Raw genomic sequence first — 14,777 nt, 5'->3', positions numbered from 1 at the left:
GGAGATCGCACAGCGTTTAGATTCACTCTGTGATCAGCTTGCACGCGTGTAGTTACGGGAGACTCATTACCACACTGCCTGGGGATATCCATCTCAGATCGCGATGTTATTTCAGAGACCTGAAAGAGGATTTAGCGTCGCAAAACGGTGAAGCTGGTATCACCGTTCGTGCGGGCATCGCTCCGATCGGCCTCATGTGTCTTGGAGAGTCCTGTGTGGAATCTAATCTCACAAACATGAAACCACGACGAGCAGATCGGGTAGTTGTCTGTGAAGAAGCAGATTGCTTTTTTGAAGAGCGCCCCGGAAGTCGTTGCTGTGATTTTGGAGAGGTAACTAATCGAGCGCCTGGATGCCCTGCTCGGATCGGCCCTTGGAGATTCGGGAATGAGTGTGCGCACTGTTAACTGTCTTGAGACAAACAAGGTCGCCACGATCGGGGAGTTGGCTCAGATGACTCAGGAGGAGTTGATGAAGATTCCTAACTTTGGGGAGATGACTTTAAGTGAGTGTATTGATCATCTGGATCGCCTGAAGGTTCCTCATCCTGAATGGAGTCTTTCTCGTAAGCAGATGAAGAAGAAGAGTTAGGTATTTTTCTAAGTCTTACGAGCGAAGCGTAAGCGTAGCGAAGTAAGACTGTATTACCTTTAGGTAATTATATATCAACAACTAGAGATGATTCTATGCTATATAAACATCTTTTGTTTCTATGTGCGTTGAAAAAGATGTTTATATAGGTTTTAATGGGTTTTAGAGAGATGTTTCTATGCTATATAAACATCTTTTGTTTCTATGGAGGTAATTATGTCAGAACTTGCTTATCAGTTCGAAGTAGAAGACGCAGACACACATGAAAAGCATCAAATGACCGTCACTTCCGATCGACACGGAGGTCTCGTTGAGATTGAGGGTTCAGATCAGCTGATCGTACTCGATATCTGTGCGGGCGATCTGCGTGTGTTTGTCGGATCGCGGGAAGAGGACGGGGTGGACGAGTATCCGGTAGCTGCGTTGCCGTTAAAGGGGGAATCGAATGGCGAAGGACAAGCAGTACAAAATTCTGGAAGTTAAAAACGGCTACGGCGATCAGGCCTACTGGCGAAGCGTCGTGATGCCCAGCGTTTCAAAGAAGTTTCACAAGCAACCGAAGAAGTGTATCGAGTTGTTGCAGAAACGCTGGCGACAGATTTTGTTACCTAAACTGCGAGAGGCTGGTTACGAACCAGCGCGTAAGAGTTTCGTATTTGGTCGTAACTGTCCTCCAGTCAGCGTTGTTACGGACCAGCGATCTTACGGATGCAGGCTTTATAAGGTCTGCCCGTTCTGCTGGGGCAGGCATTACACGTTCAAGGTCTGGAACCACCTGCTGCCAGTGATGTTCCCCGCCAAGAACCAGTTGAGCACTGGCGGGGGTGTGCTCGCGTTCTGGAAGCCGACCGTTGTTGACAGTCTGCAGGAGGCGCACAGCCTCGCAACTGGTCTCAGGCTGTCCGAACTGGATGCGCTGCAAAAGCAGGGAGTGCTCGTTAATGGGTCATTCGTGTTTACGTTCGTGCGTCCTCGACCTGAAGCGGGAAAGTGGCTCTCCTGGCGGTCAGGCATCGTTTTACTGGGAAGCCCCTACGAAAACCAGCTGGAGGCGGCCTGTCACCCGGAGTATTTCCCGCACGTAAAGAAGTCTCAACTGGTGAACCTGGTCGTGAAGACCGTGCCTTATCCGGCTTCCATGTTTAAAGTAGAGCCTGATCGGCTGGTTGAGTGCCTGGAAGCTACCAAAAGCATGCGCTATCTCTCGTTTCGAGGTAGCCTGCGTTAGATTTAGAAAGTGGTTTTTAAATGTCAGAACAAGGACAAAAATCTTTCACCGTAATCGTGCGTGCCGATGAAGAGATGCGAGCACTGGCGAGTAAGGCTTTGGAGATCCAGGATGCGTGCAACTATAGGTTGCGGTGCGATCGCTGATCAGTCCGCTTCCGATCATTCTTACTGCTGCCCAAGGAATAAGCCCAGTCGTGGAAGTAGCCGGCGGGATGTCCACGCACCGAATTCGTCCGACGAATAGCTTAAGCCATTTGCGACAAAATCGGCGAGGGGCATAACGCGATGAAGTGATGTCGCGACCGTTCTGAGAACGGCTTTGAACTCTACCTGCAAATGGGCATTCTGGGGCGAAATCTGCACACGCTCTGTCGGATGCTCATCGTCCAGGAGAACCAAAGCTTAGCCGCCGCTCACAGCCGCCGCTAAGCGGCCTGAGACAATCGCGATCCATAGGAGAAAGCAAAGCCAGGGAAGAACGTACGCGCGGCATTGCCTGATCAAGTCGAAATCCCTGTCAAGATCCCCCGAGTGTAACCAGCGGAGCTCCGATAGGAACAATCTCCACAATCCACCACCATCGCGTTACCAGGTAAAATTCAGCACGGACTCACATTCGGGATACCCACAAGTTAACCGCTAAGGTGTGGGGGGGATTTATCAGCCGTTGAGCGTGATTTCCCGCGCCCTGTCGAGCCTCAGTATACACGAAGCGAGATAGGGTTGTATGTATACGTCCTGCTGTGTGCAAGCTGTGTAGCGATACATTCTGAGGATCTTAGACCCCGGACATGATAAATGGCCTCGATTCTAGGCCACCTGAGAGGGGCTCAGGGCATTTCTAAGCTAAAAATGATCCTAAGGGGGGCTTGGGACGCCATGAAACCATAGGGGGCTTTCAGTAGCTGATTGAGGATAACAGGGGAATGCAGCTACAAAGTCCTCATCTGGGTTCCTTTTGTATATATCCTTTGCGACGCTTAGGTCGGGGAAGATCGGGGTCCTGGTCGTGCTGTGTACCTGGGAACAAACCCTGCGAAGTGTCTCAACCAAGAGAGGTTATCAGCTGTTTAGTGATTTCGGGCTTCAATTGGACGAAGTACATATAACTTCGTGTTATCTGGGGTGGGGATAGAGTGCCGAGACTTCTGAAGGGCAAAGCTCATATTGCTGGCTGATCATCATAGTGCGGGGATGCTCTTCAAGATGATACAATAAAAGCGTCCGTGACAGAAAGTAACGGACGCTTTTATTCACTACGGGAAGAGTTCGCTTAGGTCGTCGAAGCCGTAGTGTCAGCGCTCAATGATTCTCCTGAAATTCGTTTAGAGCAGGAGACCACATATACAAATATCGTCACAGGATGCTCAGGGAGTTAGTTTGATACATATTTTTAAACAGACCATCCAGGGATTTTCAGAGGGCCTGCCGGTTGGAAATTGAGGGAAGGGCGGATGCGATCTGAGATTGCCTTACTTTATTCGGTACAGAAAAACCTTCGGGGCAAAACGAGACGCTGGGTGACCTAATTGGCTTATGGATGCAACCTTGAAATCTTCCATAACCCACTTTCGGCCTACTCAATACATGCCGTTTTGCTTGAAATCAATCTCGGTCATTCTTCAGGGAGCGGAAGAATTGGGGACGGGAAGTGAATGCAAAGTTGGCTGTAGATCTTTCAAATTAATGTACCAGGCTACTTCATTCCATTTGAATTCACAGTAATTTCCATCGTGTCGTTTCAGTGCTGGAACCTCACCACCTTTCTCATAACAGACCAGAACTGACTCCACTTGCCAGGTACGGGCCGACGAGTTTTTTGCTGCAGAATTCCGGGGATGAGTTGCAACGAGTAAAACCTCTCCTTCAACAAAATCTCTTTTAGACCTCGCATATTTCCAGCCCAAGAATGTTCTTGGTGTGACTCTCGCCCCCCGGACCGTTGGCAACGATCCGGTAACCACTTCAAGTGGGACGTCCTGGCCACTTTCCGCCAAACAGATCCCACATATATTCTCATGGTCTCCCCGCATCCAGTCCATAAATCCGCATTTCGGGCAACGTAAGAGTTGATATCCTCGCTCACGTGCATGCTGCTCACAAAAATGGATTTGGCCAGACTCTGTCTTTGCTGCCGCCAAATGGCACCCGAATTCATGACATTTTTTTGACATAACCACTTATCTATCACTTGAAATGAATCTTGTTTTCAACCCGGTGACAGTTGGAATGTTAGAAATCGAAGGCAAATCCATCCCAGGTACGTCAGGGCAGTATTTTCTACGAGCTTCTCCAAGAGCAGGTTTCCAGTACGCTGTGTGGCCGGTTTTGCTAGAGGGAAGCCACCACTGGTCAATTTGTTTCCGGACAGCTGTCAGGCTTCAAAAAAACATGCCGGTTCCAACTTTCCAGATGCCCCGACTGTTGATTTGTTTAATATACGCATTGTAGCCCGGTTCCCCAAGCTGAGAATGTGATTTGGATCAAGAGTTTCAGGCCAGATGTATATTGGTAAACATCTAGTGGATGGTGCTTATTGAAATTGAAGGACTATATGTATAGGATCTATGGGCGTAGAAAACAATCTACAGAAATCATCGTAGTTGAACATGATAGGAGAGAATGTCGGTTTTCACCGACTTTATGAAAACAACTTGAGCGACGCGTGAGCGTCAAGTCTGCTTCCAGACAAATACCGCCACTTGAGCTTCGGCTCATATTACCAAAGAAGCAGCCCTTGAGCCGCGCCCCGTATGGGGCGCTGGCCATGTGCTGTTCTTTGGTGCCCCTTGGCGGGGGTTGTCTGGAGCGGTCGTGGTTCAGCGTCCTTTTTCATGCGCATAGTACCAGGTATACCTGACTGATTGCTGGAAGGAACGATCGCTGAATAACTACTTTCCTTCAGGCAGGAGCGATCAAATATGCAACCAGGAAATCCCAACTCTAAATGGAAGATTGCAAGCGGTAACCCTAAAGAAGGACCCTATTCGACTGATAATGGTGAATCACAGAAAAATGGTGAAACTGATGAGTCAGACCTTCTGCGGGGACTGGTAATTCTGTTTGCAGTACTTGTCGGTCTCATATGGTTCTTCGGATGGAGTAATTTTCTTTGGGGCGTGGGATGGATTGCCATTATTTCACTTGGACTTGGAAGCTTCTTCCTGGGGCGCACAGCGATAGAAAAAGTTCAAAAGGGGGGGGAAGGATATGATGCTTTCATCCCGGCATTGATTTGTGTTTTCGTTGCATTCGTAGTTTATAACAGGGTTCTACCTGACAACTCGTCAGGTCCAGCCAAGACGGCTACGTTAAAATACTGGAATGCGGTACCGAAATGCCTCGATTCAGGAGGGCATCGTATTCAGAACCGAAAAGAAATGATGGAATATTTCAATATGTACGCGACACGTATAGAACAGCTGCCGACTGAAAATGTTGACCCGTTAGCTGTGGAATGGGGATTGGAAGCGGCACGATCATTGAGAAGCGTTGTGAGGCTCTGTCAGGAATACTCTGTACAAGAACAGCAATTGTTTGTCAGGACATTCGTGAATGGATATAGCGGAAATATTATTGGAGGCTTGGCTGATATTTCGGGGACTTTAGCCGAAAATGATGCAAGGTCTAACGACGTTTTCAACAATTTGTCTTACGTCTGGAATCAAAGAAGTTCGCAAGTAAGGTCCAAGCTTACTGAAAAATATGGTGTCCAGTTTTCTGCAATTGGTTGGTAATACAATGAACGTCAAGCTGGAGGCGATTTAAGAAGAAAGAACGATTTCCATTCGCCAGACTCAGACTGTGGAACTATCTGCAGGCACATTCCAGGACAACGCAGCAACCAGCAACACCTGCCAAACTACTAACTCTTTTTCGATCATGCATACTGCTAGCTCAACTACGTTTGCGGAGTGATTCTAGTATCGTCGGCAACGGCTAATTACTGGTTCTACCTTGGGAGCAACGGATGACTGAAAACTATTATTCCATTCTTGGTGTTTCACCGCAGGCATCCCAAGATGAAATCAAGAAGGCGTATAAACAGGCGGCGATAAAGAACCATCCTGATCGCGGTGGTGATCACGCACGGATGGTCCAATGTAATGAGGCATATGCCATCTTAGGCGATCCAGTACTCCGAAGGGAGTATGATCTACTATTAGAGACCCCGCTTGATGACCAGTGTGCAGAGGAGTGGCGCCAGGAAACCGCGTCCGCCCGAGCTGCGGCTCGACAATATCCGCAAAAATGGTCCGATTTCGAGAAGCGGATGGACGGCCTCGTTATCGACGTTAAGCGTGCGAAGTACAGTTCGGAAAAGATATTCGGGGACTTTTCAATGCCGAAGATCGAAGGCAGTTATTCCGGGACTGTATTCTGCGTGGCAGGAGCTATCCTGGCGATGCTGGTCTGTAGCGATTTATATCAAGCTATCTACAGAGTATCGATTCTTCAGGAACCGGGCAACGGATTTTGGGACAAAATCTTCTCATACAAGATGCACAAATTAATGAAGCTCATCATTGCTGGCATCCCGATCGTAGTCGGTGCATGGGTTGGGGCTTCCCTCCACCAGTTACTAAACAATATTCTGACTGGTAATTTTTCTTCAGATTCGTTCACGTCTAGTACCGTAAATAAACAGCCCACAGGATCTGGCCACGAATATGAAATCCTTCCGTGCCCTACCTGCGGGCAAAAACTCAGGCTTCCGAAGGTCAAAGAGGAACTTGCCGTCACTTGTCCTAAATGCAGAAACTATTTTGACCATTCCGCTGGCAAGGCATGAGAGATGTATAACAGCGAGGTTGCCATACTTGAATATCATGACTTCTCAGTGGCTGATTTGTTGGGAACTTGACCGTGTTTTATTTTGGATTCTGGAGCTACTCTGGGCGGCTGACTTCCCACGTTGAATTGGGTGTTGAGTCGAAGTGAACCCCGGGAGCAGGTCGCTGTCAGTAGTTATGGGGCGTCTGGTTTACCCTGTCCCGCGAGACCGAGCCGACTCAGCATCGGCCCTATGTTCAGCCCGCCGACAAGGATCGGGAAGGCGACGACGACGTAGGTCATGGTCAGGACGAGTTCGCCGACGTTGTCGTACTGCGATTGGTGGGCGTGGATCTCTTCCGTGAGCGATAGGGCGAGTGCAACACTGATCCCGCCGCGCTAGCCGCCCCAGGTCATGATCTTGATCGCGTGCGGCGTGAATTCCCGGCCGGTCGCCTTCTTCAAGATGGTCACCACCGTGCCAACAGACAGGAACCTTGCCAGCAGCGCTGCCCCAGCACAAAGCCCAGCGCAATTCCGCCGCCGGCTTCGAGAGCGAAGAGCTTCCCGACATCGCTGGCGTTCGTCTCTGCCACGTCCCTGCCTGCTTGAACCGCGTGCGGATGTTGCTGTTTGCTCTGCCGAACGGCTTGGGTAGACTCATCCTGCTTATTCACGCCCTCGTGCGACTCACCGTGCCCGCCCAAAAGGGGCCAGCCTTTTTTGCGAGGGGGGATTGTCTACCAGGCTGCGTGGATGCCAGGACCACCTCGTGCAGACGAAGCGGGAGGGCTTTACCATGACCTGAATCGTTCCCTGACTTAACATTGCGTCACGACGTGTCGAACGGGTAGTGATTTTGTCTCCGTTTTTCTTCTGCCTGCTGCTAGAGACCGCGAATCGGTTCCTGTCGAGTCGTTTTTCAGTAGCGAACGCTGGTTCCGCGCAGACCCTCTACGCGTAATCCTGTCGCGGCTTGAAAATCCTGAGATCGGGCTGACGGTTTTCACCGGGCAACAGTTTCTTGATCTGGCAATACTGCTTGATTGCTGTTAGGTGCCTGCGTTGTGCCGATTCCAGGCGTTTCATCATCAATGCACTCTGGCCAGCAGTTCTGCTGGTGGCGTCAGCGTCAACACTCATCAGGTAGTGCATTTCCAGCCAGGTCGCTCGAATTACGTCTGCCAGCATCTGGTCAAAGATATGGTCCGTGTCACCTAGGATCTCCTGGTTGAGTGCAGCCAGTTTTCTCTTAAGCGACTCCTGCGCCAGAGTATCACCTTTGGCGATCAACTTGATCCAGGCTGTCTCTGCAATTTTGGCGATGTCACCAACCTCATTCCAGATCTGAGGCTGTTGATCAAGAAATTTCCGGAGTTTGCTGAGAGCCTTCCGGTCCCCTGCGTTGGCTTTCTTGATGACCAAATTCAAATCCTCTTGCTCGGCTTTACTGGGTAGTTTTGTTTGCTCCGTCATGATGTTTTACGTCTCCTCCATTCATGTCCTTTGTGGAGATAGTAGCCACAGGAAATTAGCAGTGCTTTATGCAGCAGCGTCCCGAGGGAAGCTACTTCCGTCGTATAACGAGTTGCCTGGTCGACCTGATACAGGATGGTCTCCCAGTGTTGCTCGTCACTCTGACGTTGCAGACGCCGTTCCTGGTCCTGTCGCTCCGCTTCGGCTCCCTTTCTTCCTGAGCCCACGTAGATTTTGACTGGTTTGCCGTTAACGCGTTGGCTCTGATAGTAATACTGGCATTTGCCTCTCTTCTTGTCCCAACTCAATATGATCCTCCATGATGTTGCACTACGTTTTTACCTGTTCCCCAGAATCAACTAGCAAAAAAGGGCAGGATAGGTTCTAACTGGAACAGGCCTCCAGGGATCGCAGCCTGTTCTGGATCTTACTGATCTCGATGTCTGGAGAAACCGGGGCTGTATTACGACGTTTTCGTTGAGGGGGCTGCCTCTTAATCTGGCCTTTCAAAAACTTGTAAGCATAATCGATCCTGTCATTTTTGTACTCTTGGAGTGACTCGTCTCTTTCTTTTTGTGTGGGTAGCGCCTGGGTCAGCAGGTAGTAGTAGGCAAACTCCTGTTCCAACCTGTCTATTGGCTGGAAGTCAGAAAAAATTTGCATAGCTATTTTGCCCTGTATTCTCCGATCCACGCACGAAGACGGACGTAAATAAACACTCAGAGTGGGCTCATCACCTGGTTTAAGCTCAGCGTAGTAGGACTGGATGACCCAGTTCAATACTTTCTGTTGCCCCGTCAGACCGAACCAGTTCCACATCTGTCGCAGGTTGTGGTCTTGATATCCGTAAAAATGTGGCCTACCAACAGCATGCTTCAACTGCCAGTAGAAAGCTCCCGGGAAGTCACGCACGCAGAAGAACAGATCGGCATAAACCTGAACCACTTCAGGAGTGAGATTACAGTACTCAGCAATTTCCAAGTCAGACTGTCCGACCAGAATCCTCGACTCCAGTTCTGCGCGACGAAGACGATCTTCCTCAAATATCTGGTGGGCAGTATGGATCTCGGGGTATTTCAGTCTGTCTCCGGTTTTGAGGTAGGCTAAAGCATCCCTGGTTACCTGGTAATGAGGATCTAGGTTGCGGTCTGATTGTCTGAGTAGCTGTTCTGCAGCTTCCCATCTCCAGGAGAGAGGGGTAAACGGATTACCTTTGACTGTGGCGTTTGTCAGAATCATCTTAGACTCCCTTCTAAGTCTGATGTCAGATTTAAAAAGCACTTTTTAGGTGCGGTGATTAAACAAGCCCACATTATACGACATGCGAATTCTTCGAACCAGACGTTGTCAGTTTGTAGAGGTCGTCATTACCCCCGAATGGGGGATATTTGAGAGCAGAATATCGATCACGTCGTCCGGTTATTTCAGTGTGTTGTTGACGTCCCAGACGAACGAGTACATTGGCCTGATCGCCCTGAAGAGTGACGTCGTGGTCTTGAATAGTGCATCATGTCAGTGAGTACTCTTACCCACGTTACTGTTTCTCCTGGGGAGCTTGATGTTCTTCGTTACATCCTGGGATTCCCTCAGCACCACATCACGGCAGAACTCAGCCATCGTTGTATCCCTGAGTGCTGCTGCCAGTCTGATGATCCGGTGCTCATCTGCCGTGATGTGGAATTTGATCTGACGTTTCGAGTTAATTGTATCATTTATCATTTATGTGGCCTTTCCTGGGGTTATTTGCCGGGTTTCATTGCACCATCCGCCCCCTAAGGGGTTTCAAGTGAATATTGGACTTGACGCTTTAAAGCAGGCGGTTGTACTGTCGAGTTGACGGTGTGTGCTCTAGGAGTTGATTGAAGATTTAAAAAGTAGTTTTGAAGTCTGGTTGTAGCGTAAGGAAGAGACAGATGTCGCAAACAGGAGTAGTCCATGTTAACCATGGAATATCCAGGTTGGCTCCCTCAATTCGCAGAAGTCTGCTTAAAGACATTATTGAGTTTCCAGCGAAAGAGTTCAGTAGCGAGGGCAACGGGAGGATTCCTGTGCGTTCCAGAGATGTTCGAATATGGCAAGAGTGCCTATCTAGGCAGACCATCGTTCTTACCGGACTCATACCGGCCATAGTGGATCGCCTCGAGCAGTCAGGTGTTAAAGTTGAGGTGATCGAACATCGTCGCTTTCCAGCACAGCATAAGTTGCGGCAGGGTCTCTTGAAAAATTCCTCTGGGAGTGAGCGAGAGTTTCTACTTGCTTTAAAAAACAACCCAATTGGTCAGATTGAAGTCAATACGCGTGATGAGGTCGTCCAACGCATACTTGAAATAGCTCACACATTTCCCAAAGCGAAAATATTGATACGGCTTTCTAGAACAGTGGACGCAGATAATTTGTGTAACAAACTCAGGCTTGAGGACCCTGAACTCGATGCCAGTGTTAAGCCGTCGGAATACTGGCCTGCCAAGCCTTCACGCATCTTATTCACTTGTGGTGCTTTGATTGGTGGGTGTGATAATAAAGACTGGGATATCATTCTGCTACCTGATCCTGCGAAAGCTGTGAAGAAGGGGTTTTTCGGATCAATGGGTATCTTTCGAAATCATCCTTATCGCTGTTACAGCTTCGTATTGCCAAGTCTCTCTCTCTGTCCTCCTGAAAGACTGCTACTGGAAGCAGTATCAGGTAAAATAATCCACTCCAATGTGTCACGCGAAACCGCAGTTCAGGTTCTCTGGCAGAAACCACCTTCCACCCCAGTTTCGGGGTTCAAAGAACGCTGTATCGAGTGGAAGCAGGATAACTATTGGAATAATGATCGCCGCAATGATTATATCGCTGGTATCGCGCGGGCATTTGTCACTGATAACCACAAAAAACTGAAAAAATACGGGGTGCCTTTTCATCAGGGAAAGCCCCATTTTACTAACTCTAGTTCGCCCCAGGTTGTTGTCCTCGTGGAATCCCGCGCAGCCGGTCTTGAACTCCAGAAACGTTTACCTGGCTGGGAATTGAAGTGCAACGGAACTGGTAACGATGATAATACACAAAGTGACTGTCCTGAGAGGTTAATTATCACAACCACTCAGGCTGCGCTAAATGGCATTGATGCAGATGTTCTTATCTACGCTGCAGGTGGACAAGGCATCGGTGCTCTACGATCTACTATTGGGGAGTCAGAAACTCGACCAAATCAAACTCCGACACTCATCATCATTGAGCTGGCCGACGGGATTGACAAGATCGCAGTGGAAGACGTCCGTGATAGAAGGAGGGGATACGCGGAACGCGGCTGGAAACAGTCGGGCCCCGGGCTCTCCTCAACCCAAGGTAAAACCACGAAGAGATCCGTCGCACAGGAGGCATCGCCATGATCCTACGTCGCGCAAACTCGTGTTTTACCCTCACGCTCTTCAGCTCCACCCTGAAGAGCAACCGCTGTCCGGTGAAAACCACTGTTTCATCCGATAGTAACCCGTCTCTAGAACTCGGTGGTTCTTTGGATTCTAGGACCGTCCCACGCAACTGGGGGGACGTTAAAGATAACCTGAAGCCTGAGCTCGTCTGGAGACTCGTAGAGAAGGATCTTTACGAGACTTCTATGACCACTACAGGTGTGCTGGGCGTTCGCTACTACTGGGGAAGCCAGAGGGACGCGATCATCCTATATGGTCACTACCTTAAGGCTACCAGAACATTTAAGGTCTCTCTTCTAAGTCTATGTGTGCTCCGAAAGGTTCATACGAAGGCGACGATGAATCCTAATGATTTTACCCCAATATGCGGCTTCGCCTGCAGCTACTGATTTTTCAGCGTAATGCTGGAGAGATGGCAACATAGGATGTGAAGCCATCTCTTTTTTTAACGAGGTAGAATGAATGTATGCAAACTCATTTAAGAAACGACATCCAGGCCAGTTATCTGCCTGGAGTTTGAGATACCATGTCGGGAGCAAAGACCAGTTCTATCACAGAATCAAAGCCCGACTGGAAAAAGCGGGACAAGAGGGGCGTGGTGCGATCAATGCTATAAAAGATTATCTTCCTCAGTGGGCTGCTGACCCACGTTTGCTGTGGAGGGAATGGCGGTGGTTAGCAGTAAACGGCGGGCAGGCACCAGGTCTCAACGGAAGAAGGTACAGCGACTTCTATGACCACGAAGTATGGGATTTCCTGGCTGCAATAGAGGGTAGATTAAAAGCGGGTACATATCAGCCAGGACCAGTAAAGAGGATAAGTATTCCCAAGGATCGTTACGATCCAGGTCGTGGGCAGCGGAGTATCGCTTTGCTGAACATTGAGGATCGGGTTGTTCAGCGGGCGATCTGTGAAATTTTACAGCCTCTTCTCGCCCCCCAGTTTGGGAAAACAATCCTGGGCTTTAGGCCAGGCCATGATCGCATTGATGCTTTGGCTCTTGCTCAAAAAATGATGGTCGAAGTTTCAAGCTTTGTGTTGATAACCGAGGACATCAAAGATGCATTTGATAACGTACCACGTAAACGGTTGATGCAAATCGTAGACAAAGATGTACCTTCCCCTGAATTAGTGGAGCTGATCAGTAAGTTTGTCCGTCTTGACAATCGTAAAAAGGGGATACCGCAAGGGGCTCCTCTGAGCCCACTGTTATTGAATTTGTATCTGTACCATGATGTTGTCCGAAGATGGAAACAGAAACCTGGTTTGGCAGACACAAAAATCATCTGTTACGCAGATGATATCTTGCTAATATGTCGCACCCAGAAGCAAGCCCGTGAGTCCTGGGATAGGCTGTCAGATTTATTGAAGAGGGCAGGGCTTCCATTGAAGCGTGGTCGCTCTAAATCCATGATTGATTTACGACGGGAGAAGTCAGCCAGGTGGCTAGGGTACTCTGTGCAGTACCCTATGAAGACCTTGATCACGAAAATTGACGAAAGCTCATGGTCTTCACTGCGGGAAAGTCTGGAGAGGGCTCATGAAAAACCTGATTCTCCACTTCTTGCGATCTCTATCGTTGAAGGCTGGCTTGACCAACTGGGGCCCTGCTTTCGTCACGAGAATAGATGGCATGTAACTCAGAAGATTCAGCGGATCGCCTCAGAATGTGGCTTTGATGAAATTCCTGACTCGGAGACTTTGAAGTTTATCTGGCTACTGGCTTATGCTCGCTGGTGGCAGAGAGTAGCCCGGCTGAGAGGAGAGTTATGCCAGCGTATTGAGGACCGAGTCAATGAGGATGAATTCGATATACCCGCAGAGGGTTTATGTGTGGACGCTGCCTGGAATGATAAAAAGCGGATCATGGAGTACCAGGGCGTATGGTTGCATAAAAAAAGCGAAGCCTTTCGAGTCGAGCCAATCTTTAGCGGGAGTAACAATATCGGTGAATTCCTGGCAATCGTGCGTGGCCTTCAGCTACTGAAGCGGAAGGGGATTGACTGCCCTGTCTACAGCGACAGCCAGACGGCGATTAGTTGGCTGAAGAGTCTCCGTATCAACTCAAAAAGTGCCAGAGGTCAGAAGATATCCCCCCGAGTTTACCAGCGAATCACTAGGGCAGTTCTCTGGTTAACACGACAAACTAACCTCAATCCGGTCCTGAAGTGGAATACAGAAGACTGGGGGGAAATCCCGGCTGATTATGGACGTAAATCGTAATGAGTATCTAGTCCAGTCGGCAGACTTCAAATGGCTGGTGAAAAATCTTGGATAGTGAATCCTGGAAGGTAAGCCTGGTTCTCAAGGGAACCAAGTAATTGGTGCTATCTCAGGGGGGCTACTCAGTACTGAGTTGATCGATCAGTTCATCCAGCTGCTGGCGGTGGTCCTTGGTATGTTTTTTGATCGTGGGAGTTCTTAGCAGAGTCTTGATGTCCGATTTCGAGCATGCTTGGTACTTTGACATGATCCAGGCAAATTCCACGGTGTAGTCAGCAGTCATTTTCAATAGTGACCGGCGAGCTTCTGTGATCTCGCCAGTCTCGGCAGGTATCCATTTCCCGTTGTACTTCGCCAGCAGATGAATTAGCTTAAGCTTGTTACGTGCAGTCTCTGTATCATATTTCCGGCCGTGATCGTCCCGGGAGCTGTATCTCATGAACATGCATGAGTCCAATGAAACCAGCAAGGATTGGATAGCAAAACAGCCTCCATTGTCCTGCTCGTTCGGATTCATCCCCTGTTTGAGCAGATCATGGATCAGGTCGTAACCTTCATCTCTCTCGGCATATCTCAATAGTTCGTAGACCGCAGGATGATCGGGCCTGACCTTGATCTGTTTCAAGGTGAATACTTTGTAGTTTCCCCAGAGTGCTGCGAAGCCGAGGGCGGATAGTCCGCCATCTTCGGGATCAATTTCCCTGCCAGGCTCAGATTCACCAGGGGTAAGGGACTGGACTTTTTCCAAGGGCGAAAACTCGCGCGAATTGGTAGGGAATGTCGAGATAAATAGCAGGGTTTCTATTTATAGTGGCGGGCGGGAAGAGAACTGAAACCCGGAAGGTATTAATTACGCTTGCAAAATTGCGAGCAAACTCGACTTACCGATCCTTGGCATTCAGACTGCCGAGCATCTCTATCAAGGCATCAACCATCTTCTCGGAAGCATCGAGTTGTACCTTGTTCACGCCGATCCAGGTTTCGTAGCCACCGAGGCGGTGCTGCTCGGGTGTTGGCAGATATCCGTGCGAGCCATTGGCGATGGAAATATTCATCAGTGGCTGGATC

At 49.2% G+C, this 14,777-nt stretch carries 13 protein-coding genes and 1 pseudogene; 7 read left to right on the top strand and 7 right to left on the bottom strand.

Annotated elements, in window-relative coordinates; all coding sequences use genetic code 11:
- Positions 1-387: 387 nt before the first annotated feature.
- The 5 genes from RID21_RS29800 to RID21_RS30725 all read left to right on the top strand — a co-directional run bounded on the left by RID21_RS29800 (position 388) and on the right by RID21_RS30725 (position 6,613).
- Positions 388-591 carry a DNA-directed RNA polymerase subunit alpha C-terminal domain-containing protein gene (locus RID21_RS29800; RefSeq protein ID WP_350195356.1) on the top strand — a complete coding sequence of 68 codons (204 nt, stop codon included), beginning with the start codon at positions 388-390 and terminating at the stop codon, positions 589-591.
- 216 nt (positions 592-807) lie between these two features.
- Positions 808-1,074: a hypothetical protein gene (locus RID21_RS29795; protein ID WP_350195354.1), complete on the top strand. Its 267-nt coding sequence runs from the start codon at positions 808-810 to the stop codon at positions 1,072-1,074.
- Complete coding sequence (locus tag RID21_RS29790; protein ID WP_350195352.1) at positions 1,037-1,819, top strand: hypothetical protein; 783 nt, start codon at positions 1,037-1,039, stop codon at positions 1,817-1,819. Before RID21_RS29795 ends, RID21_RS29790 begins: the two co-directional genes overlap by 38 nt.
- Before the next feature lie 2,923 nt (positions 1,820-4,742).
- Positions 4,743-5,558 carry a hypothetical protein gene (locus RID21_RS29780; protein ID WP_350195350.1) on the top strand — a complete coding sequence of 272 codons (816 nt, stop codon included), beginning with the start codon at positions 4,743-4,745 and terminating at the stop codon, positions 5,556-5,558.
- Between the two features lie 233 nt (positions 5,559-5,791).
- Positions 5,792-6,613 (top strand): DnaJ domain-containing protein, encoded by an 822-nt coding sequence (locus RID21_RS30725; protein ID WP_502892635.1) that lies wholly within the window; start codon positions 5,792-5,794, stop codon positions 6,611-6,613.
- 451 nt (positions 6,614-7,064) lie between these two features.
- On the opposite strand, the gene RID21_RS29770 is transcribed toward RID21_RS30725, so the two are convergent.
- The 5 genes from RID21_RS29770 to RID21_RS29750 form a co-directional block, all read right to left on the bottom strand.
- Positions 7,065-7,190 (bottom strand): hypothetical protein, encoded by a 126-nt coding sequence (locus RID21_RS29770; RefSeq protein ID WP_350195348.1) that lies wholly within the window; start codon positions 7,188-7,190, stop codon positions 7,065-7,067.
- A 358-nt stretch (positions 7,191-7,548) separates the two neighbouring features.
- Positions 7,549-8,070 carry a hypothetical protein gene (locus RID21_RS29765; RefSeq protein ID WP_350195346.1) on the bottom strand — a complete coding sequence of 174 codons (522 nt, stop codon included), beginning with the start codon at positions 8,068-8,070 and terminating at the stop codon, positions 7,549-7,551.
- Complete coding sequence (locus RID21_RS29760) at positions 8,067-8,378, bottom strand: hypothetical protein (protein WP_350195344.1); 312 nt, start codon at positions 8,376-8,378, stop codon at positions 8,067-8,069. Before RID21_RS29760 ends, RID21_RS29765 begins: the two co-directional genes overlap by 4 nt.
- A gap of 76 nt (positions 8,379-8,454) precedes the next feature.
- Positions 8,455-9,351, bottom strand: a complete 897-nt coding sequence (locus tag RID21_RS29755; RefSeq protein ID WP_350195342.1) for a hypothetical protein — start codon at positions 9,349-9,351, stop codon at positions 8,455-8,457.
- Positions 9,352-9,582: 231 nt separating this feature from the next.
- On the bottom strand, positions 9,583-9,789 hold the full coding sequence (locus tag RID21_RS29750; RefSeq protein ID WP_350195340.1) for a hypothetical protein: 207 nt from the start codon (positions 9,787-9,789) through the stop codon (positions 9,583-9,585).
- A gap of 194 nt (positions 9,790-9,983) precedes the next feature.
- Here RID21_RS29750 and RID21_RS29745 point away from each other — a divergent pair, with 194 nt between their 5' ends.
- Positions 9,984-11,444, top strand: coding sequence for a hypothetical protein (locus RID21_RS29745; protein ID WP_350195338.1), 1,461 nt, complete (start codon positions 9,984-9,986; stop codon positions 11,442-11,444).
- 504 nt (positions 11,445-11,948) lie between these two features.
- Positions 11,949-13,709 carry a reverse transcriptase domain-containing protein gene (locus tag RID21_RS29740; protein ID WP_350195336.1) on the top strand — a complete coding sequence of 587 codons (1,761 nt, stop codon included), beginning with the start codon at positions 11,949-11,951 and terminating at the stop codon, positions 13,707-13,709.
- A 118-nt stretch (positions 13,710-13,827) separates the two neighbouring features.
- On the opposite strand, the gene RID21_RS29735 is transcribed toward RID21_RS29740, so the two are convergent.
- Both RID21_RS29735 and RID21_RS29730 read right to left on the bottom strand, forming a co-directional pair.
- Entirely contained in the window at positions 13,828-14,457 is a 630-nt protein-coding gene (locus RID21_RS29735; protein WP_350195334.1) for a hypothetical protein, read from the bottom strand.
- 133 nt (positions 14,458-14,590) lie between these two features.
- A pseudogene (locus RID21_RS29730) lies at positions 14,591-14,777 on the bottom strand (hypothetical protein); the annotation flags it as partial.

The sequence above is a fragment of the Gimesia sp. genome (assembly GCF_040219335.1).
Classification (GTDB): domain Bacteria; phylum Planctomycetota; class Planctomycetia; order Planctomycetales; family Planctomycetaceae; genus Gimesia.
This window is presented reverse-complemented; position numbering and strand designations above follow the sequence as displayed.